The 20367-nt window shown below is 74.1% G+C and carries 18 protein-coding genes and 2 pseudogenes; 9 read left to right on the forward strand and 11 right to left on the reverse strand.

Features of this window, described 5'->3' with window-relative positions:
- Window positions 1-86: 86 nt before the first annotated feature.
- The 5 genes from AC2A1K_RS12870 to AC2A1K_RS12890 form a co-directional block, all read right to left on the reverse strand.
- Window positions 87-605, reverse strand: coding sequence for a GNAT family N-acetyltransferase (locus tag AC2A1K_RS12870; protein ID WP_483896697.1), 519 nt, complete (start codon window positions 603-605; stop codon window positions 87-89).
- Between the two features lie 126 nt (window positions 606-731).
- Complete coding sequence (locus tag AC2A1K_RS12875; RefSeq protein WP_483896698.1) at window positions 732-1259, reverse strand: GNAT family N-acetyltransferase; 528 nt, start codon at window positions 1257-1259, stop codon at window positions 732-734.
- 46 nt (window positions 1260-1305) lie between these two features.
- A complete protein-coding gene (locus AC2A1K_RS12880) occupies window positions 1306-1617 on the reverse strand; it encodes a hypothetical protein (protein ID WP_483896699.1) in 312 nt (103 codons plus the stop codon).
- Complete coding sequence (locus AC2A1K_RS12885) at window positions 1617-2165, reverse strand: cupin domain-containing protein (protein WP_483896700.1); 549 nt, start codon at window positions 2163-2165, stop codon at window positions 1617-1619. Before AC2A1K_RS12885 ends, AC2A1K_RS12880 begins: the two co-directional genes overlap by 1 nt.
- Window positions 2113-2721 carry a TetR/AcrR family transcriptional regulator gene (locus AC2A1K_RS12890; protein ID WP_483896701.1) on the reverse strand — a complete coding sequence of 203 codons (609 nt, stop codon included), beginning with the start codon at window positions 2719-2721 and terminating at the stop codon, window positions 2113-2115. Before AC2A1K_RS12890 ends, AC2A1K_RS12885 begins: the two co-directional genes overlap by 53 nt.
- A gap of 54 nt (window positions 2722-2775) precedes the next feature.
- Here AC2A1K_RS12890 and AC2A1K_RS12895 point away from each other — a divergent pair, with 54 nt between their 5' ends.
- The 5 genes from AC2A1K_RS12895 (at window position 2776) to AC2A1K_RS12915 (ending at window position 8683) form a co-directional block, all read left to right on the forward strand.
- Window positions 2776-3201 carry an SRPBCC family protein gene (locus AC2A1K_RS12895; RefSeq protein WP_483896702.1) on the forward strand — a complete coding sequence of 142 codons (426 nt, stop codon included), beginning with the start codon at window positions 2776-2778 and terminating at the stop codon, window positions 3199-3201.
- 197 nt (window positions 3202-3398) lie between these two features.
- Window positions 3399-4643 (forward strand): FAD-dependent monooxygenase, encoded by a 1245-nt coding sequence (locus tag AC2A1K_RS12900; RefSeq protein WP_483896703.1) that lies wholly within the window; start codon window positions 3399-3401, stop codon window positions 4641-4643.
- 55 nt (window positions 4644-4698) lie between these two features.
- On the forward strand, window positions 4699-6165 hold the full coding sequence (locus tag AC2A1K_RS12905; RefSeq protein WP_483896717.1) for an FAD-dependent monooxygenase: 1467 nt from the start codon (window positions 4699-4701) through the stop codon (window positions 6163-6165).
- Window positions 6162-7064, forward strand: coding sequence for an ABC transporter ATP-binding protein (locus tag AC2A1K_RS12910; protein WP_483896704.1), 903 nt, complete (start codon window positions 6162-6164; stop codon window positions 7062-7064). The genes AC2A1K_RS12905 and AC2A1K_RS12910 overlap by 4 nt, the downstream gene beginning before the upstream one ends.
- Complete coding sequence (locus AC2A1K_RS12915; RefSeq protein WP_483896705.1) at window positions 7061-8683, forward strand: ABC transporter permease; 1623 nt, start codon at window positions 7061-7063, stop codon at window positions 8681-8683. The genes AC2A1K_RS12910 and AC2A1K_RS12915 overlap by 4 nt, the downstream gene beginning before the upstream one ends.
- Before the next feature lie 62 nt (window positions 8684-8745).
- Here the strand turns inward: AC2A1K_RS12915 and AC2A1K_RS12920 are convergent.
- Both AC2A1K_RS12920 and AC2A1K_RS12925 read right to left on the reverse strand, forming a co-directional pair.
- Window positions 8746-10059, reverse strand: a pseudogene (locus AC2A1K_RS12920) (MFS transporter); the annotation flags it as partial.
- Between the two features lie 15 nt (window positions 10060-10074).
- Complete coding sequence (locus tag AC2A1K_RS12925) at window positions 10075-11472, reverse strand: MFS transporter (protein ID WP_483896706.1); 1398 nt, start codon at window positions 11470-11472, stop codon at window positions 10075-10077.
- A 162-nt stretch (window positions 11473-11634) separates the two neighbouring features.
- On the opposite strand from AC2A1K_RS12925, the gene AC2A1K_RS12930 reads away from it, so the two are divergent.
- On the forward strand, window positions 11635-12216 hold the full coding sequence (locus AC2A1K_RS12930) for an NADPH-dependent FMN reductase (protein ID WP_483896707.1): 582 nt from the start codon (window positions 11635-11637) through the stop codon (window positions 12214-12216).
- Between the two features lie 18 nt (window positions 12217-12234).
- Window positions 12235-14949, forward strand: coding sequence for a LuxR C-terminal-related transcriptional regulator (locus AC2A1K_RS12935; protein WP_483896708.1), 2715 nt, complete (start codon window positions 12235-12237; stop codon window positions 14947-14949).
- On the opposite strand, the gene AC2A1K_RS12940 is transcribed toward AC2A1K_RS12935, so the two are convergent.
- Window positions 14871-15317, reverse strand: coding sequence for a DUF4345 domain-containing protein (locus AC2A1K_RS12940; protein ID WP_483896709.1), 447 nt, complete (start codon window positions 15315-15317; stop codon window positions 14871-14873). The two genes, AC2A1K_RS12935 and AC2A1K_RS12940, sit on opposite strands and share 79 nt — an antisense overlap.
- Before the next feature lie 77 nt (window positions 15318-15394).
- On the opposite strand from AC2A1K_RS12940, the gene AC2A1K_RS12945 reads away from it, so the two are divergent.
- On the forward strand, window positions 15395-16027 hold the full coding sequence (locus AC2A1K_RS12945; protein WP_483896710.1) for a TetR/AcrR family transcriptional regulator: 633 nt from the start codon (window positions 15395-15397) through the stop codon (window positions 16025-16027).
- Here AC2A1K_RS12945 and AC2A1K_RS12950 read toward each other — a convergent pair.
- Complete coding sequence (locus tag AC2A1K_RS12950) at window positions 16010-17215, reverse strand: cytochrome P450 (protein WP_483896711.1); 1206 nt, start codon at window positions 17213-17215, stop codon at window positions 16010-16012. The genes AC2A1K_RS12945 and AC2A1K_RS12950 overlap by 18 nt on opposite strands.
- 102 nt (window positions 17216-17317) lie before the next feature.
- On the opposite strand from AC2A1K_RS12950, the gene AC2A1K_RS12955 reads away from it, so the two are divergent.
- Window positions 17318-17980, forward strand: a complete 663-nt coding sequence (locus AC2A1K_RS12955) for a TetR/AcrR family transcriptional regulator (protein WP_483896712.1) — start codon at window positions 17318-17320, stop codon at window positions 17978-17980.
- Here the strand turns inward: AC2A1K_RS12955 and AC2A1K_RS12960 are convergent.
- Together AC2A1K_RS12960 and AC2A1K_RS12965 are read right to left on the reverse strand one after the other, a co-directional pair.
- Window positions 17964-18935, reverse strand: a pseudogene (locus AC2A1K_RS12960) (TerC/Alx family metal homeostasis membrane protein); the annotation flags it as partial. The gene AC2A1K_RS12955 and the pseudogene AC2A1K_RS12960 overlap by 17 nt on opposite strands.
- 237 nt (window positions 18936-19172) lie before the next feature.
- Complete coding sequence (locus AC2A1K_RS12965; protein WP_483896713.1) at window positions 19173-19919, reverse strand: AraC family transcriptional regulator; 747 nt, start codon at window positions 19917-19919, stop codon at window positions 19173-19175.
- Between the last annotated feature and the right edge of the window lie 448 nt (window positions 19920-20367).

Genomic DNA, 20367 nt, shown 5'->3' on the forward strand with positions numbered 1-20367 from the left:
AGCCCATGGCGAGGACCTTACCGGTGGGTCATGCGCCGGGCCGTGGCTGTCCGGACGATGGGCCGCAGGGCCGGGGCTCGCCGGACTCACAGGGTCGCTGATCGTGTGGTTGTGGCACGGAATCCGCGGGCGCGGTAGTTCGCGGCGGCGTGCGGGTGATCCCAGTTCGTGGTGGTCAGCCAGAGCAGCCCAGCACCGGACGGGACAGCCATCCGAGCCCACGCTTGGCGTGCCAGCAGGGTCAGCGCGTGGCCGCCGTAGCCGTTACCGATCGTGGCGGGGAGCAGGCCGAAGGAGTCGAGCTCGACCTCGCCCTCGGCGTGCTGGCGCAGGCATCCCCAGCCGATGTCGGTGCCGTGGCGCTGGATCGACCAGTGATGCAGGTCGGAGGCTTCGAGCCATCGCCGCCAGCGCTCCGGTGACCAGGACAGGCTCGACCACCGGTGCGGCGCGGCGATGTCGTCGTGCAGACGTCGAATGCGCTCGAGGTCGGTGCCCGCTGGGTCGGTGACCTCGGCGAGGTCGACGCCTTCGACGGGACACGCCTCGACCAGCTCGTCGGGGCGGGTCATCTCGAAGCGAGTGACGATCTTCGTGTCGCTCATGTCCGGTCGGCGAACGTGGCTTGCCCTCCGCGCGGGCGAGGCGGGATGAGTGGATACCGGTCTCGGGGTTCCCCGCGGCCGATGAATAGCCACACGCGGCCGGTCGGCGCACGGGTACTTGCGGACTCACCTCGGCTCGGGCGACAAGTAGATCAAGCCGGCTCGGGTGAAAGCGAACCCGCAGGACCGCTCGTAGAAGGCGGCGAGGTGTTCCTCGTAGTCGACGTGGAGCCACTCACAGCCGGCGGCTCGCGCGGAGGCCGTCGCGAGACTGACAAGACCAGTGGCGAGACCTCGTCGCTGGTGGGCGGGTGCGACCTTGGTGTCGAGCAGGAAGGCGTGCCGGTCACCATCCCACGCGACGTTGACGAAGCCGATCAGCTCGCCGTCCTGACCCCGGGCTGTGGCCCAACCCAGCGAATGCGGGCGTACGCGGTCCCACGAACCCTGCACGACCCGGCCGCCGAGGGTCTCGTCGAGCGCCATCAGCTCGTCGTCGGCGACGACGGCGCGCCAGGCGACCCGGCTACCGATCGGTAGCTCGCTGTTCACCCCGCTGATCCTTGCGGATACCAGGTGGTCCACCGACTCAGCTGCGAAGCCCGCTGAGCACGCAACACCGAACACGGCGGCTCTACTGTCAAGGTCATGCATGCGCCCCGACGGTCCGGCCGAGGGCGGCACGGTCGGCCCGCGAGGGTCAGACGCTGCCCTTGCGCTCGATCACCAGGACGCGGGCCTCGGGACGGGGGTGTGCCACGTGCTCATCACCGGGCTCCGCGAAGCAGACGCGTCCGGGCGTGAGGCGCTCGACGAGTTCCAGTTCCTCCACGCGGTAGTGCATGTCGACGGCCCCGTCGAGGACGACGAACACCTCCGGTCCGTCGTTGCCGTGCCAGACGTAGGGCTCGTCGGTCCAGTGCAGGCGGATCGTCGCCGAGTCGATCACGGCGATGTCGACTGCGCCCCAGGGCCGATCCGCGGTGTATCGGGCGGCGTCGAAGAACTGCATCAGGTCTCCCGCATGCTCATCGGTGTGCTCGACGGCCGGGTTCCCCGCGCGAGGAGCCACCAGAGTGCCCTCTGCAGCGCTTCCGGGATGCCGTGCTGCACGTAGTCGTAGTCGTGGTCGACGTTGATGCGCGCCAGCCGCCGCAGCGGCGGGAGCCGGCCGGCGTCGGCGAGTGCGCGGAGCTGGGCCTCGAGGGGACCCGCCGGCGTCTCGACGGTCCGGATCCGGACCGGCCGATCGGTCGGGTTCGCGAAGGCGTGCACGACGCCCGGGTGCACCGTCACCGACTCCCCCGCGGCGAGCACCCGGCGCTCGTGACCCAGGCGAACGCGGAGCTCGCCGGCGAGCACGGTGAACGTCTCGGCCTGCCGGCGGTGCCGGTGCGGGGGCGGGCCGGACAACCCGGGCGGCAGGACGGCCTCGAACTCGAACGCGGCCGCGCCGGTACGCAGCAGGTCCAGCGTCTCGCCGCTGGGCAGGTGGAGCGGTCGAGGCTCATGAGGCGGCTCCCGGGCCGAGATCGGATTCCTGTCGTTGTCCCGGTCCACCCAGGGCGAGCTCGACGTAGGCGGACATGGCCGCGTCGGCTCCCGCCATGTCGCCGGTGACCAGGGCGTCGTGCAGCAGGCCGCGCGCGACGCCGAGCCCGAGGCGCGCCCGGACCTGCGCGTCGCCCGAGGGCACGCCGGCGCGCCGGTAGACGTCCGCGAGCGGGTCGAGCCAGGGTTCGATCAGCGTCTCCGCGAGCCGGCCGGCGTGCGGCTGACCCTGCATGGCGTGCGCCGAGAGCTCGAAGAACAGCGGCCCGTACCGCCGGGCGGCGGCGGTGACCGTCTCCCAGAAGCGCCGGACGACGTCGGCCGGGTCGGCGTCGGGGTCGGCGGTCAGCCCGGCAAGCGTCTCGCGCTGGCCGGCCTCCACCGCGGCCACCACCTCGGCGAGCAGGCCCTCGCGCGATCCGAAGTGGTAGATCAGCATGCGGTGGCTGGTGCCGAGGGCCTCCGCGATCGCGCGCAGGCTCCGGTCCGACACGCCGCGCTCGGCGAAGTGCTCGACCGCCGCGCGCACGAGCTGCTCGCGGGAGCCGGCCCTCGACCTCGACATGTACCACATGGTACACCTCTCGCGTCCCATGTGACCCGGACCGGGGGAGACGTGATGGAGCTGACCGTCGAGCGGGACGTGCGCGCCGACTCGGCCCGGGTGTGGGAGGTGCTCACCGACCCGCAGGACTGGCCCCGGTGGACGGCGTCGATGCGCGAGGTCCGCGTCCTGGACGGCGCTCTCGCGCCGGGGTGCCGGGTCCGGATCGTCCAGCCCCGCCTGCCCTCGACGATCTGGACGGTCACCGAGCTCGTGCCGGAGCGGGAGCTGACATGGACCGCCCGGTCGGCGGGCGTGGTCACCACCGGGACGCACTCGCTGCTCCCGCAGGCGGGCGGGAGCACTCGACTGCGGTTGGGGCTGCACCAACGCGGCGTGCTGGCTCCGGTCGTGGCCGCCCTGATCGCCCGGCGCTCCCGACGCTACGTCGAGCTGGAGGCCGAGGGGCTCCGGGCGGCGGCCGAGGCGCAGCGGCGGTGAGGTCGGTCGCGGCGGTGGGCGCGGGCGCGGGCGCGGATCAGCGGTGCCAGACCACCGGCGATGCGGGCGTCCGGACCGTGCGCGATCCCTGTACCAATCGGCACACCAGATGATGTACCATGTGGTACAGGTGCGAGGTCCTAGAGGGCCCGGACCTCCCGTACGTCGGTCACCTCCGTCGGCGAGTTGGAGTCGGCATGCTCGAGCGAGAGCCCACCGTCCTGATCTCCGGCGCCGGCGTGGCCGGGACCGTCCTGGCTTTCTGGCTGGCCCGGTACGGGTTCGCCCCGACCGTCGTCGAGCAGGCTCCGAAGGTGCGCGAGGCGGGTGGTCACCCCGTCGACCTGTGGGGGTCCGCGGTCGAGGTCGTCGAGCGGATGGGGCTGCTGGCCGAGGTGGGGGCCGCACGCACCCGCAACGACGCCTCGTCCATGATCCGCTCGGGCGGGGCGCCGATCGACGTCGACGTCAGGGCGCTGGGCGTCGCGATCTCGGATCGCGGCGTCGAGCTCCCGCGCGACGAGCTGACCCGGGTGCTGCACGGGGCGACCCGGGACGGCGTGGAGCATCTGTTCGGCGACACGGTGACCGCGATGGAGCAGGACAGCGAGGGTGTCCGGGCCACCTTCCGCCACGCCGCGGCCCGCCGCTTCGACCTCGTCGTCGGTGCGGACGGGCTGCACTCCACGGTGCGCCGTCTGGCCTTCGGCCCGGAGTCGCGGTACCGCCACCACCTCGGCGCCCACATCGCCGTGGCCTCGATCCCGAACGTCCTCGAGCTCGAGGGCCGGCTCCTGTCCTACCCCACCGTGGACGCCCTGACCGTCGTCTACCCGGTCCGCTCGACCGCGGACGCCCGCGCGGTGTTCATGTTCCGGACGCCCACCGAGCTCGCCGTCGACCGGCACGACGTCGCCGCGCAGAAGAGGGTGGTCCACGACGCCTTCGCCGACCGCGGGTGGGAGCTGCCCCGGTTGCTCGACCACGTCGAGGCCTCCGACGCCTTCTACTTCGACTCGATCAGCCAGGTCCGCATGAACGCCGTCACCCGCGGCCGCACGACGCTCGTGGGGGACGCCGGCTACGCGCCGGGCGCCGGCGTCGGTGGCGGCACGAGCCTGGCCGTCGTCGGTGCGTTCGTCCTGGCCCGCGAGCTGGCGGCCGCGGACGGTGACCACGCCGACGGCTTCCGGCGTTACGAGGCCGCGCTGAGCGAGGCCGTGGTGCGCAGCCGGGATGTCGGACCGGCCCTGCTCGCCAGCCTGCTGCCCCGCTCCCGTGGCGCGGTCCGGCGCGGACAGCAGATCGCCCGGGTCCTCCCGAAGCTGCCCCGTCCGGTGACACGACGGCTGCCCCTGCTCCCGCGCCGCGCCCTCCACGGGCTGCGCGCAATCACGTCGGTCCCGCTGGGCGATCCGGTGGCCGGCGCCGCACCACCCTGATGTCCACCGCAGGAGGGGTTCCCTCCTGCAGGTCGAGAGAGGAGGAACCGTGTCGATGGAGATGCGGTCGGAGAAGGTCACGCCCGATGTCGTCGTCGTGGGCGCCGGGCCCACGGGGCTGCTGCTCGCCGGCGACCTCGCCGAGGCCGGCGTGCCGGTGACCGTGCTGGAGCGTCGCCGCGAGGACTCGAACCTGACGCGTGCCTTCGCGGTGCACGCCCGCACGCTCGAGCAGCTCGACGCCCGGGGCGTCGCCGACCGGCTCGTGGCAGCCGGGACGGAGGTGAACGGGCTGCGGCTGTTCGGCTCGGTCTCGGTCGACCTCACGACCCTGCCGAGCCGGTTCCCGTTCCTGCTCGTGATCCCCCAGTACGAGGTCGAGCGTGTGCTCGAGGAGCGTGCTCTGGCGGCCGGGGCGAGGGTGGAACGCGGAACGACGGTGCAGGACGTCGTGCAGGCCGACGACGCCGTGACGGTGACCTACCGAGACGCCGACGCCGACGCCGGGCACCGGACCCTGCGCGCGACGTTCCTGGTCGGCACGGACGGGCACCACAGCACCGTCCGCGATCGCCTCGGCCTCGAGTTCCCCGGGGAGGCGGTGGTGCGGTCGCTGATGCTCGCCGACGTGCGGATGACCGACCCGCCCGCCGAGGTGCTGACCGTCGAAGGCAACGCCCGTGGGTTCTGCTTCGTGGTGCCCTACGGCGACGGCTGGTACCGCGTCATCGCCCGGGACGGCGACAGCGAGCTCCCCGATGACGCGCCCGTCGCCCTCGACGAGATCGCCGGTGTGGCGCGCGCGGTGTTCGGCACCGACTGGGGCATGCACAGCCCCCGGTGGATGTCGCGGTTCCACAGCGAGGAGCGCCAGGTCGAGCGGTACCGCGTCGGGCGGGTGTTCCTCGCGGGCGACGCGGCGCACGTGCACTCCCCGGCCGGCGGGATGGGGATGAACACCGGTCTGCAGGACGCGGTCAACCTCGGTTGGAAGCTGGTCGCGGCGCTCCGGGGCCGCGGCGACGAGGGCCTCCTCGACAGCTACCACGACGAGCGCCACCCGGTGGCCTGGATGGTGGTGCAGATGAGCGGGGGGCTGCTGCGCGCCGCGATGCTGCGCTCGCCCGTCGCGCGTGCGGTCCGCAACCGGCTCGCCGCGACGGCGTTGCGCGTGCCGCCCATCGGCGCGCGGATGAGGGGTCGCCTGAGCGGGATCGGCATCGCCTACCCGGGCGCAGGCGCGGTGGACCGGCTGGTCGGCACGCGCGCCCCCGACGTGACGGCCACCGACGGCACGCGACTCTACGAGGCGCTGCGCGGCGGCCGGTTCGTGCTCACCGTCCCCCCGGGGTCGCCCCTGGCGACGCCGGCCGCGGGGGTCGCGCGGCTCGAGGTGGGCGACACGACGCCCACGCTGGTGCGCCCCGACGGCTACGTCGCCTGGACCGGCCACGCGGCGGAGGGGCTCGACGCGGCGCTCGCACACTGGGGCGCCGTGCCGGACCGTGCACCGGCGCGATGAACACCGCGATCAGCATCACGGGCCTGGTCAAGGACTTCGGACGCAACCGCGCCCTCGACGGGCTGGACCTCGACGTGCGCGAGGGGGAGGTCCACGGCTTCCTGGGACCCAACGGCGCGGGCAAGAGCACGACCCTGCGGATCCTGCTGGGGTTGCTCCGGGCCGACGCCGGGACGGTGCGGCTGCTCGGCGAGGATCCCTGGGACCGGGCGGTCGAGGTGCACCGGCGGCTCGCCTACGTCCCCGGTGACGTCACGCTGTGGCCGAGCCTCACCGGCGGCGAGGTGATCGACCTCCTGGCCCGGCTGCGCGGTCACGCCGACGAGCGGCGCCGGGACGAGCTGGTCGAACGCTTCCGGCTCGACCCGACGAAGCGCTGCCGGACCTACTCGAAGGGAAACCGGCAGAAGGTCGCCCTCGTGGCGGCGCTGGCCTCCGACACGGAACTGCTGCTGCTGGACGAGCCGACCTCGGGTCTCGACCCGGTGATGGAGGTCGTCTTCCGCGAGTGCGTCGCCGAGGAGCGGGCCCGGGGGCGCACGGTGCTGCTGTCCAGCCACCTCCTCGCCGAGGTCGAGGCTCTGTGCGACCGGGTGAGCATCGTGCGGGACGGCCGGGTCGTGGAGGTCGGTGCACTCACCGACCTGCGCCACCTGACCCGCACCGCCGTGACCGCCGAGGTGTCCGACCCACCGGGCGCGGTGAGAGCGCTCCCGGGAGTGCACGACGTGACGGTCGAGGGTCACCGGTTGCGCTGCCGGGTGGACCGCGACCGGGTCGGCGCCGTCGTGTCCCAGCTCGCGACGCTCGGGCTGCGGGACATCGCGATCGACCCGCCGACAGTGGAGGACCTGTTCCTGCGCCACTACCGGTCGGGCGGGGTGGAGGAGGCATCGTGAGCACGGCGCCGACCCCGACCCGCCGCCCGCCGGCCGGGGCCACGGACCGGACCACGACCGGCACGCGCGTCCTCGCCGGGCTCGTCCTGCGCCGGGATCGGGGCGGGATCCTCGTGTGGATGCTGGCGACGCTCGGCATCGTGTGGAGCCGGGCGAGCTCGGTCGACACGGTCTACCCCGACCGCGCCGCGCGTGAGGAACGCTTCCGGGACGTCATGGTGGACGTCCCCGTGTTCCGCCTGTTCCAGGGACCGGCCTACGACGACACCGTGCCCGCCCTCATCGCCCAGGAGACGGTGCCCGGCGCCACCCTCGTGGCCGCCCTCGGCGCGGTCATCCTCCTGGTCCGGCACACCCGCGGGGAGGAGGAGGCCGGCCGCCGGGAACTGGTGGGCTCGACGCCGGTCGGTCGGCACGCCCAGCTCACCGCCGCGCTGACGGTCGTGCTCGGCGCCGGGGTCGTGCTGGCCGCCCTCTCCGCCGCGGGACTCGTGGCGTGGGGGTTGCCGGTGACCGGCTCGATCGTGCTCGGCCTCGTCGTGGGCGGGTCGGTGTGGATCGCGGCGTCGACGGCTGCGGTCGCCGCCCAGCTGACCGGGTCCGCCCGGGCGGCGACGGTCGGCGCCGTCGCGCTGTTCACCGGGCTGCACTTCCTGCGCGGGGTGTTCGACCTCGGCGGGGACGCCGTCCGCACGCTCGGGTGGCTGGTCCCGAACGGCTGGCTGCAGCGCAGCCGGCCCTACGCCGACGAGCAGTGGTGGCCGTTCCTCCCCGTCGTCGCGCTGGTCGCGGTCCTGGTGCGGACCGCCTTCGTGCTGGCGGCCCGGCGGGACCTCGGGGCGGGCCTGCTGGCGACGCGCCTCGGCCCGGCGAGGGCGGCGGCCGGTCTGTCCGGTGCCGGGGCGCTCGCCCGGCGGTTGCACAGGACGACCGCGCTGGCCGTCGCCGCCGCCGCGGCGGCGATCGCGCTGCCGACCGGGTTCGTCGGCGCCGATGCGATGGAGGGCTACGCCGGCAGTGGTCGGATGCGGCTGTGGGCCGACGCGATGGGCGCGGCGACCCCCGGCGAAGCCTTCTTCGCCTACCTCGCCTTCGCCACCTGCTTCCCCACGACGATGTACGCCGTCTCGGTGGTGCTGCGCCTGCGACAGGAGGAGGACAGCGGTCGCGCCGAGCTCCTGCTGGCGCTCCCGCTGAGCCGGGTCCGGTGGGCGGCCGGGCACGTGGCGATCGCGCTGGCGGTCCCGGTCGGGCTGCAGCTGATCCTCGGGCTCTGCTTCGGGCTCGGCAGCGGCCGGCTCGCCCCCGTGCTCGCCACGACCATGAGCCTCGTCCCCGCGGTGTGGGTGATGGTCGGCATCGCGGTGGCCGCCGTCGGGCTGCTGCGTCGCGGTGCCGCGCCCGTCGCCTGGGGTGCGCTGGTCCTCGCCGTCGTCGTGGAGGTCGGCCAGCACCTCGGCTGGCCCGAGTGGACCTTCCGGGTGTTCTCGCCGTTCGCCCACGTCCTCCCGTTCCTCGGACCGCCGGGCCCGGTCACGCTGGGCGCGCTCACCCTCGTCGCCGCCGTGCTGACCGGCCTCGGCCTGACCGCTCTGGGACGCCGGGATCTCCTCTCCTGACCGCCGGCCACGGCGGCGCTGCTCGCCGCGCGCCACGGGGCGGATGCCCGGAGCATCGTCGGTCAGGTCTCGAGGGGGTGCGCGGCCTCGTCGCGGTGCAGGCGCCCCAGCGCGATCGCGGCGACCGCGAGCACCACGGGCAGCGCCCCGGCGGCGACGAACGTGACGGGGATGCCGACGGCGTCGCCCACGGGCCCGGCCAGTGCCATCGACACCGGCATCAGGGCCAGGGAGACGAAGAAGTCGAGGCTGGAGACGCGACCGAGCAGGTGGGCGGGCACCCGGCGCTGCAGGAGCGTCCCCCAGATGACCATCGCGGCGGCCCCGGTCGCGCCGACCACGAACGTCGCGGCGGCCATCAGCCAGGTCCGCGTGGTCAGCCCGAGCACCATCAGCGGGAGCGCTCCGGCGCCCCACAGCACCAGCATGGTCGACAGGTAGCGGCGGGGCGGCCTGCGGGAGGCGACGACCATCGAGCCGACCGCGCCGCCGATGCCGTACGCGGCCAGCACGAGGGCGTACCCGGCGGGCCCGCCGCCGGCCCGGTCGTGCACCGCGAACGGCAGCAGGACCTCGATCGGTCCGATGATCAGCAGGACGTAGAGCAGGGCGAACGCGAGGCTCGCGAACAACCAGCCGGTCCGGAGCAGGTACGCGACACCCTCCCGGAGGTCGGCGAGCACCGAGCCGCGGGTCCCCGCCTCGCGACCGGCGGGGCGCCCGCCGCTCGCGGGGGCGGCGAGGGTCCCGCCGGGCGACGCGACCCGGAGCCGGAGCCGGAGCCGGAGCAACGGCACCAGCGCCAGCACGTATCCCGCGGTGGCCGCGAGCAGGCCCGCGCCCGGGGCGAACGCGCCGACGAGGACACCGGCCAGCGCGGGTCCCGCGGCTTGCGCGGCGACCGGGCGCAGCGTCTGCTCGACCCCGTTGGCGGCCAGCAGCTCGCCCCGGGGGCAGCAGGGTGGGCAGCAGCGCCGAGAAGGCGGGGAAGTAGAACGCTTCGGCCGCACCGATCACGAACGCCAGTGCGGCCAGGTGCCAGACCGCGAGCGTGCCGCCGAGGGCGAGGGCGGTCGCGGCCGACGCCGCCGCGATCCGGACCACCTCCACGGTGATCAGCAGCGCGCGGCGTGGCAGCCGGTCGGCGGCCACCCCGCCGATCAGCACGCTCACCAGCAGCCCGGCCGAGGCCGACGCGCTCACCGCGGACAGGACCGCCGGACCGCCGCCCAGCGCGATCACCTGCCAGACGACGGCGAGCAACCAGATCCCGGACGCGAACAGCGAGGCGGCCATCGAGGCCACCAGCAGCCGGTAGTCGCGGTGCCGGAACGGGCGCAACGCCCGCGGCGTCCGGGGACCGGTCGTGGTCGACGGCCCGCGGACGGTGCTCACGAGCGCCGGCCCGCGACGATCAGGGCGACGACGCCGAGGGCCTGGATCGCGGCCAGGACGGCGACCCCGAGGCGGAAGCCCGCGATCCCGCCGTCGGCGAGCGTCCAGCACAGGGCGACCGCGCCGGGGCCGACCGTCATCGCGACGGTGCGCGAGGTGCTCGAGACCCCACCCGCGGTTCCGGTCGCCGTCGCGGGGGCGGCCTCCATCACCGCCGCGATGATCGGGGTGTTGGTGAGACCGAAGGACACTCCGGCCAGCGCGAGCCCGACGGCCAGCACGCCGACCGACGTGGTCGGACCGACGGCGACCAGTCCGAGGGTCACCCCGGTCGTGAGCACGGCCCCTCCGACAGTGGTGGGCACCGGGCCGAACCGGTCGGACAGCCACCCGGCGAGCGGGGTGACCAGCGCCATCGCTCCCACCTGCACCAGCAGGAGCAGCCCGGTGACCTCGGCGCCCCGCCCGAGGACGTCGGCGACGAGGAACGGCACCAGGAACACCGACAGGGCGCCGTGGCAGGACAGGAGGAAGATCGCGGCGGCCGTCAGGCCGAAGCGGGGCCGGCGCAGCAGCGCGAGCACCGGTGCCGACGCGCCGGTCCGCGACCACACGAGCCCCAGGAGAAGCGCGCCGAGCCCCAGCCCGGCGGCTGTCCACGGCGCGGCCCCGGCCATGTCCAGCGCGAGGAGCACGGCGGCGACCGCACCCCCGAGGACGACGGCCTCCCGCCACATCCCCGCGCCGGGGCGGGGCAGGCCGCGTCCGGTGTCCGGGATGCTGCGCACGGCAGCCAGGGCGGCCAGCAGGAGCACCGGGACCTTCACCAGGAACACGGCCCGCCAGCCCGCCTCGGCGGCGACGACGCCGCCGAGAGGCGCGCCGGTCGTGCCGCCGACGGTCATGACCGTGACCACCGCGCCGATCGCGCGCCCGCGCAGCCGTTCGGGGACCGCCGCGCGGATCACCGGCAGGTAGGCGGCGAGGGTGAGCGCGCCGAACAGGCCCTGCACGAACCGGGACGCGATCAGGACGCTCAGGGTGGGGGCCGTGGCCACGAGCACCGTCGCCAGCGCCACGCCGGCCATCGAGACGAGCAGCACCCGGCGCGGATCGGCCCGGTCGAGCCACCGTCCGGCGGGGATGCAGACCGCGGCCATCGGCAGCGAGTAGGCCAGCATCACCCAGGTGACCGAGGCGGCGTCGGCGCCGAACGCGGCGCCGATCGAGGGCAGCGCCACGGCCGGGATGCTCATGTCGGAGGTGACGGCCAGCATCGCGCCGGCGAGGGCGAGCAGCGGGGTCCACCGGATCCGGTCTTGGCCGTCGGCGCCTGGTTCGGCGGCGATGTCGGTGCGCGGGGGCGCCGGTGGCTGGTGGGGCGAGCGCGTCATGAACGGGACGGTAGGAACCGGGCCCTCGCCTGCGGATCGGTCGAGCGACCGGGGTCCGCGGTACCCGGTCAGCCCGGTCGTTCGACCGATCCGCCGCGGGTGGAGCTCGACCTAGCGTCGGTGCCGATCGGCCGGAGCACCGGCCCGGACCTGGAGGTTCCCATGAACGGCAGCACGCCACTGCGCCTCGCGGTGATCGTCGGAAGCACGCGCGAGGGACGCTTCGGCCCCACGGTCGCGGACTGGTTCGCGCGCGTCGCGACCGAGCGCGCCGACCTCGACGTCGACGTGATCGATCTCGCCGAGGCCGAGCTGCCGGCGACCCTCGGCGGGATGAGCGACCCCGACCCGGAGGCGGTCACGGCGCTCGCGCCCCGGCTGGCCCGCGCGGACGCTTTCACCGTCGTCACGCCCGAGTACAACCACAGCTACCCGGCGTCGCTGAAGACCGTGATCGACTGGTACCTCGACGAGTGGAAGGCGAAGCCGGTCGGATTCGTCTCCTACGGAGGGCTCGGGGGTGGCCTGCGTGCGGTGGAGCACCTGCGCCCGGTCTTCGCGGAGGTGCACGCGATGACGGTGCGCGACTCCGTCAGCTTCCACGGCTGCTGGGACGCCTTCGACGAGCCCGGCGAGACCGACGACGCCGCTGCCCACGGCGCCGCGAAGGGCATGCTCGACCAGCTCGTCTGGTGGGGGCGGGCGCTGCGGAACGCGCGGGATCGGGTCCCCTACGGGCGCTGAGCTCGCTCGACGGTGCACGTGACCCGGAACTACCGTGAGCCCGTGCTCCACGGGCGCGAGGACGAGAGCCGTCGCCTCGCCGCGGTGCGCGACCGGGCCCTCGCCGGGCAGAGCGCGGTGCTCGTCCTACGCGGCGAGCCCGGCATCGGCAAGACCGCCCTGCTCGAGCAGGCTGCGGCCGATGCCGCCGGGTTCCGGGTGCTGCGTGCCGGTGGCATCGAGGCCGAGGCGACGTTGCCGGGCGGCGTGCTCAGCGTGCTGCTGCGGCCGGTGCGCGAGGAGATCGCCGAGCTGCTCCCGCCCGGCCCGGCGCAGCTGCTGCTCGGCACGGTCGCGCAGGGCCGCCCGGACCGGTTCGGGGTCGGCGCGGCCGTCCTGGCGCTGCTCGGCGAGCTCGCCGAGCGGGAGCCGGTGCTGTGCCTGCTCGACGACGTCCAGTGGTTCGACCGACTCTCGCTCGAGGCGCTGCTGTTCGCGATCCGCCGCCTGGATGCCGAGCCCGTCGCGGTACTGGCGGGGCTGCGCAGCCACGACGTCGCCCACCCCTCGTCACCCCTCGAGGACACCGGACTCCCCGAGCTGACCGTGCGCCCGCTCGACGACGCCGCGGCCGAGCAGGTCCTGGCGCAGCGCCCCGACGTCTCGACGCCGGCGCGCCGCGCGATGCTCGCCCAGGCCCGCGGCAACCCGCTCGCCCTGCTGGAGCTGAGCGCCGACGGCGCCGCTCCCGGGCAGGGCTCGCCGACCTACCGCAGGCTGGTCGGTCGGTACGCCGTCGCCGTGCGGGCGCTGCCCGAGTCGGCGCGGACGCTGCTGCAGGCGGTCGCCCTGGACGGCTCCGGCGATCTGTCCGTCGCCGCCCGCGCCGCCGAGCACCTAGGCGGCGAGGTCGCGCGCCTGTCTCCGGCCGAGGAGGCCGGGTTGGTGCTGCGGACCGGCGACCGGGTCGTGCTGCGCCACCCTCTGGTCGCCACTGCCCTGCAGGAGTCGGTGCCCGCCGCGGCGCAGCTCGCCGCCCACGGCGCTCTCGCCCGCGTGTTCGCGGAGCGCGGCAACCTCGCCCGGCACGCCTGGCACGCGGCCCAGGCCGCGACCGCGCCGGACGAGCCGACGGCCGACGCCCTCGAGCAGGCCGCCGGACGCCGCGGGGGAGCGGCGGTGGTGATGCTGACGCGGGCCGCCGAGCTGAGCCCGCGGCGCGACGATCGGCGCCGCCGACTGCTCGCCGCCGCGGCGGCCGCGCTCGACGGCGGCGCGCCGGACGAGGCGTTCGCGCTGGCCGACCGGGCCGCGGAGGAGGTCGACGCGCCGGGCGAGCTCGTGCCGATCGCGCTGCTGCGGGCACGGGTGCTGGGCGAGCAGGACCGCCCCGCCGAGGGGATGCGTCTGCTGACCGAGCTGGTGCCGCTCGTGCGCCGCGACGCGCCGGCCGCGGCCGCGACCCTGCTGCTGCACGCGGCGCTGGCGGCGTCCGACGCCGGGGACGCTGCCGCGTTGGAGCGCGTCGGCGAGCAGGCCCGGCGGCTCGATCGCACGGGCGGGGCGGCGGTCGAGCGGCTGGCGACCGCACTGCACGCCACCACCACGCGCGGAGCCGGGGGTCACGAGCTCGGGGACATCGCCGCCGAGCTGGCCGACGGCGCCGACGACCCGGCCGTCCGGCTGCACATCGGGTGGTTGCACCTGGTCCGGGCAGCGATCACCGACGCGGCGGCCGAGGCCGCCCGCGTGGAGCGGGTCGCCCGCGCGGACGGGGCGCCGGGCCTGCTCGTCGCCGCGCTGCCGTTGCTGGCCCGGACCCACGAGATGCTGGGGCGCTACGACGACGCCGAGGAGGCCGCGAGCGAGGGGCTGCGCCTGGCGGCCGACACCGGCAGCGAGCGCCACACGACCTACCTCGAGACGATCCTGGCCGCGATCGCCGCGGTGCGGGGTGACGAGGCGGCCGCCGACCGGTGGACGGCGACGGCGCGAGCGCGCGAGCAGGCGCCGGCGACGATGCACGCCGCCGGCGCCTTGAGCTTGCTCGACCTGGGCATGGGGCGCCACGAGCAGGCGTTGAGCCGCCTCGAGAGCGCTGCCGGGGCCGCTGACCGCAGCGGTCTGACCGCGAGCCTGCCCGACCTGGTGGAGGCGGCCGTGCGGTCCGGGTGGCCCGAGCGCTGCAGCGGCGCCGCCCGGGACTTCACCGACTGGGCCGAGCGCACGGCTCAGGACTGGGTCCGGGCCATCGGTCTGCGCTGCCGAGCCCTGCTCGCCTCCGACGAGGACGCCGAGGAGCTCTGGGTCCGCGCCGTCGAGCTGCACCGGGCGGGGGGACCGCCGTTCTCACGGGCCCGCACGGAGCTCCTGTACGGCGAGTGGCTGCGGAGGACCCGCCGCCGGGCCGAGGCACGGCTGCGGCTGCTCGCCGCCGAGGAGATCTTCGAAGGTCTCCGGGCGACGCCGTGGGTCGAGCGGACCCGCCACGAGCTCCGCGCCGCGGGCCACGGCGTGGACGCGGCGCGTGCTCCCTCCCCGCCGGACCCCTCCGGCCTGCTCACACCGCAGGAGCTGCAGGTGACGCGCTGGGCCGCGCGGGGTCTGAGCAACCGGGAGATCGGGACGCGCCTGTTCCTCAGCCCGCGCACCGTCGGCTACCACCTGTCCCACGCCTACCAGAAGCTCGGCGTCCGCTCGCGCTCCGAGCTGGCCGCCGCCGGCATGGCCGCGGACGGGCCGGGCGACGCCTGATCCTCGGCGGCCGCCAGCGCCAGCAGCACCGGCGGCAACCCGACCTCGATCCCGGTGAGGAGCACCTGGAACCCCTGCGGGCGTCCGGCCTGGACCAGGGACAACAGCCGGCCGGCACCGCCCAGCCAGAAGATCGTGGTGAGGAACCGCACCGACCGGGCGCGGATCGGCCGCTGGGCGGCGACGCGGAGCCACGCGATCCCGTAGCCGGCGAAGAGTGCGCCGTAGAATCGCTCCCGGCTGTCGACCGTCGGGCTCGCCTCGCGCAGCCCCGGTACCGACCCGACACCCCAGAGCAGGTGCACCACCCCGATGGGCACGCACGCGGCGCCCATCGTCCACGCCAACCCCCGCAGCGCTCGTGCCATGTCGCCCCTCCTCTGGTGAACACGTGTCCAGTAAGGGTCGCGGCGCAATGAGACACGTGTCAAGTAGCGTGCCCGGGATGGCCCGTCGGACGCGACTCACCCCGGACGACCGGCGTGCCCAGCTGATCGAGGTGGCCGCCGGGGCGTTCGCCGCGTCCCCGTACGACGAGGTCCGGATGGATCGGGTGGCGGCGCGGGCCGGGGTCTCCCGGGGCCTGCTGTACCGCTACTTCCCGACGAAGCCGGAGCTGTTCGCAGCGGTCTACCGGCGTGCCGCGCGCGACCTGCTCGACCGGACGCGGTTCGACGCCGACGGCGACCTGCGCACCCAGGTGGCGGCCGGGCTCGACGCGCACATCGACTACTTCGAGACCCACCGCCACACCGTCGTGGCCGCCAACCGCACCCTCGCCGGCGACCCCACCGTCCAGACGATCATCACCGACGAGCTCGCCGAGCTGCGCGACCGCGTCGTCGACGCGCTCGACCCGGCCGGGGCCTCCCGGGACCTCGTCGCCGCCACGATCCTGGCCTGGCTCGGCTTCGTCCGCACGCTCTGCGTGGAGTGGCTGGCCACCGGTGGCTTCACCCGCGAGGAGCTTCGGCGACAGTGTCTCGCGACCCTGCAGGGTGGGCTGGGCGCCGCCGACGCGGACCTGGGTAGTCCCCGCTCGAGCCGGGAGGAGCCGCACCTACCAGGCGACGGGTAGCCGCTGGAGCCCGTACACGATGCTGCTGTCTTTGTAGGAGAGCTCGTCGGCCGGGACGGCGAGCCGCAGGGTCGGGATGCGCGCGAACAGGGTGGAGAACACGATCTCGAGCTCCAGCCGCGCGAGGTGCTGCCCGAGGCACTGGTGCACGCCGTACCCGAAGCCGACGTGGTGTCGACCCCCGCGGTGGATGTCGAACCGCTCGGGCGCGGCGAACGTCCCGGGGCTCCAGTTGGCCGCGGCCAGCAAGGCGACGACCCCCTCACCCGCACGGATCGTGGTGCCGCTGAGCACGGTGTCCTCGGCCGCTATCCGCGTGGTGATGAGGTCGGCGATGCTGAGGTAGCGCAGCAGCTCCTCGACGGTGCCGGGGAGCAGGTCGGGGTCGCGGCGGAGCGCAGCGAGCTGGTCGGGATGCTCCAGCAGCGTCACGGTGCCCAGCGAGATCATGTTCGCGGTGGTCTCGTGCCCGGCGTTGAGCAGCATGAGGCACATCATCACCAGGTCCTCCCGGGCGAGCTCGCCGGCCGGCTCGAGTTGCTCGGTGACCAGCGTGCTCAGCAGGGCGTCGTCGGGTTCGTGCTGCTTGCGGGTGATCAGACCGTCCATGTAGGTGCGGAGCTCACCCAGCGCGGCCGCGGACTCGTCCGCGGTGCTCGCCGCCGAGACGGCGATCCTGCTCCTGCTCTGGAAGAACTCGTGGTCGTCGTACGGGACACCGAGCAGCTGGCAGATCACCAGCGACGGCACGGGGAGCGCGAACGCCTCGACCAGGTCCACGGGCGGGGTCCCGACGAGCAGGGCGTCGAGCAGTCGGTCCACGGTGGCCTGAATACCGGGCCGCATCGTCCTGATGCGCTTGACCGTGAACTCCGGGATGAGCATGCGCCGGTAGAAGGTGTGCCGCGGCGGGTCCATCCGGATGAACGGCGGGCGCCGCAGGATCTGCGCGGCGACCGGGATGAGCGCGGGGAAGCCGGCCCGGGTCCCGTCGGCGCTGAAGGCCGGGCTGCTCAGCACGGTGCGGACGTCGTCGTACCGCGTCACCAGCCAGGCGGGGCCGGTGGGTAGCTGCACCGCCGAGACGGGCTCCTCGGTACGCAGCCGGTCGTACTCCGGGGGTGGCGCGAGGGGGCACTGTCGCGGGATCGGAAAGGGGTGGCCGTCCGAGGTGAGGGTGGGGGACACCAGTTGCTCCTATAAGTGGAAGAAAATCCTCCGTTTCAGGGTGAGGCTAAGCTAGCACAAGCGAAGGACTGTCCTCCACATCGTCGGAGCGGGTGCTGCCGGTTGACCGAGAACACACCCCGGCTGCGCGCGGACGCGCGCCGCAACCGCGAGCAGATCGTCGGCGCGGCCCGCGAGGTGTTCCTGGAGCAGGGCATCGACGCGCCACTGGAGGAGATCGCCCGCCGGGCCGACGTCGGCATCGCCACCCTCTACCGGCGGTTCCCCGAACGTCGCGGGCTCGTCCGGCAGGTCGCCCACGTCAACCTGGCGCTGGTCGACGAGGAGCTCGACCGCGCCGTCGCCGCACACCCCGACGCCTGGGACGCGCTGGCGCAGCTGCTGCGCCGCCTGACCGAACTCCGGGTCGGCGCCTTCATGCCGATGGTGGCGTCGACGCTCGAGGAGGACCTGCGCGGTGAGGGCGGGGAGCTCAAGGCGAGCCGCGACCGGCTCCTCGAGCGGATGGAGTCGCTCATCCATACCGCGCAGCAGGACGGCCGGCTCCGTCGGGGGATCGGACCGATCGATCTGCTGTCCGGCGTCATCAAGCTGTCACGTCCGTTGCCGGTCGTCGGACGCGAGCTCAACGAGATCCTGACCCACCGGCAGCTCGAGCTGTTCCTCGGCGGTCTGCACGCCGCGGGGCTGGACTCGGCGGCGCCCCTGCCGCCACAGCCGCTGACCTCCGAGGAGCTGGACCGGCACCTCAGGCAGGCGGAGTAGCCGACGCCGATTCCCGGACGTCGGCGGCGCCGTGCGACGCGACGTCGCCCGTGGTGCGGCGCCTCGTCACGACCAGGCTGGCGATCGCGGCGACCGCGATGGCCGTGGTGATGACGGTCAGGGACAGCCAGATCGGCACCTCGGGCACCGGCACCGGCTGCCCGCTGTTGACGAACGGCAGGCTGTTCTCGTGCAGCGCGTGCAGCGTCAGCTTCACCCCGATGAAGGCGAGGATGACGGCGAGGCCGTGCGCGAGGAAGATCAGTCGCTCGAGCAGCCCGCTGATGAGGAAGTACAGCTGGCGCAGGCCGAGCAGGGCGAACGCGTTCGCCGTGAACACCAGGTACGACTCCTGGGTCAGTCCGAAGATCGCCGGGATGGAGTCGAACGCGAACAACAGGTCGGTCAGGCCGATGGCGGCGATGACCAGGGCCATCGGGGTCAGGAGCCGCTTCCCGCCGATCCTCGTCGTGAGCTTCGCGCCGTCGTACTCGTCGGCGGTGGGCAGCACCCTGCGCACCGCACGGATCAGCCGGGTGTCGCCGGCGTCGGACTCCTCGTGCCGCCCGCCCCACACCGCCTCCCTGATCTGGGAGTACGCCAGCCAGAACAGAATGATCGCGAAGAGGTAGAAGACCGCGGCGAACCGCTCGATCACCGCGGCACCGACCACGATGAACGCCCCGCGCATCACGATCGCCATCGCGATCCCGATCAGCAGCGCCTTCTGCTGGTGGACCCGGGGCACGGCGAACGCGCCCATGATCAGCAGAAAGACGAACAGGTTGTCGACCGAGAGGGCCTTCTCGGTCATCCAGCCGGCCAGGTACTCGCCGCCGAACTGCCAGCCCGAGACCGCGCCGACACCCACACCGAACACCAGCGCGACAGCGACGTAGCCGGCCGACCAGATCGCGGACTCGCGCAGCGTCGGTTCGTGGGGCCTGCGGACGTGACCGACGAAATCGGAGCGGAACGTTCACGACAGGACCTCCAGCGGACGACGCTGAAGGTCTCCTCCGCCCGCCGACGCGGACCGGTGCGACCGGGGCCGGGTTCGTCCGGCTCCGAGATGACGGCAGCACCGCGAGTGGGAGTACTCCCCTTCGCCGCGCACGCTAGGTCACGGCGGCCGCGCTGGACACCGGTCCTGCCCGAGACGCACGTCACGTAGCGGATTCACGCCTACCGGTCACGGTTCCGCGCGGTAGCGGGCGACGTACTGCCCCGGGGTGATCCCGAAGTGGCCCTCGAAGACGCGGCGGAAGGCGCTCGTGTCGGTGTAGCCGACCCGCTGGGCCACGGCGTCGAGCGTGGTCCGGGAGCGCAGCAGCACCCCGGCGGCCTCCATCCGGTTCTCGATCCGCCACCGTCGCAGTGTCATGCCCGTCTCGGCGAGGAAGGCGCGCTCGGTCGTGCGCGTGGAGGTGTGGGCCGACTCCGCGAGCTCGTCGACGCGGCGGTCGTCGCCGGGGTTGAAGCGCAGGGCCTCGGCGACGGTCACCGCGCTCGCCGTGGTCGGCATCGGCAGGGCCGTCGGCGCCGGGCGTTCCTCGATCAGCGCAAGGATCTGCCGCGCGATGTTGATGTTCGGCTTGATGATCGTGTAGGTCGACTGCACGAAGGCGAGAAAGAGGGTGCGCAGATCCCGGTCGACCGGGATGACGGTCGGGGCGCGCAGGGTCGTCGCGGTCACCGCGACGTCGAAGAACATCGGCAGCAGCACCGAGTTCGTGTGGGTGGTGAAGGAGTGCCGCGTCCAGACCGGGACCCAGATGGCGTGCCCGACGCGCAGGTGCCGGGGCTCGCCGTCGACGACGAAGTCCGACTCGCCGCGCACCTGCCATAGCAGGACGTGCTGGGTCTCCTCGACGAGGTCGACGATCGAGAACCGGCGGGACGTGGACGCGCGACGACGAGCACTCGTCCATGCCGCCAACTGTATGCGGGTTGTCGGAATCTGCACCCACCTGCGTTAGGGCTGCCCCTAACCTGACCGCGTCGTACGACGGCTTCTCCCGCGGGGTCGACCGCGCACCGCTCCCGACCCGAGAGGACGGCCGATGCCACACACCCGGGCCCACCGCCGCCGTTGGTGCACCGCGCTCGCCGTCGCGCTCGCGGCCCTGCTCGCGCTGAGCGGCTGTGCGAGCTCCGGGGACGGGTCGGGCGGCGGCTCCCCGCAGGGCCCCGCTGCCGGCGGCCGAGGGCGCCGCGCAGTACCCGCTCGCGCTCCCGACCTGGGCGGGGGGAGACGGTGCTAGACCGTATGGAGGCCGGCGCCTCCGCTCGTAAGTTGGCGCGGGTCACCGTCGTTGGTGGCGGTGCCGCATTTACGAGGGAGGCGCCGGTGCCTGGCGAGGGTAGTTGGATCGGGTTGGACGTTC

The sequence above is a fragment of the Actinomycetospora sp. 2LY8.5 genome, from assembly GCF_057180585.1.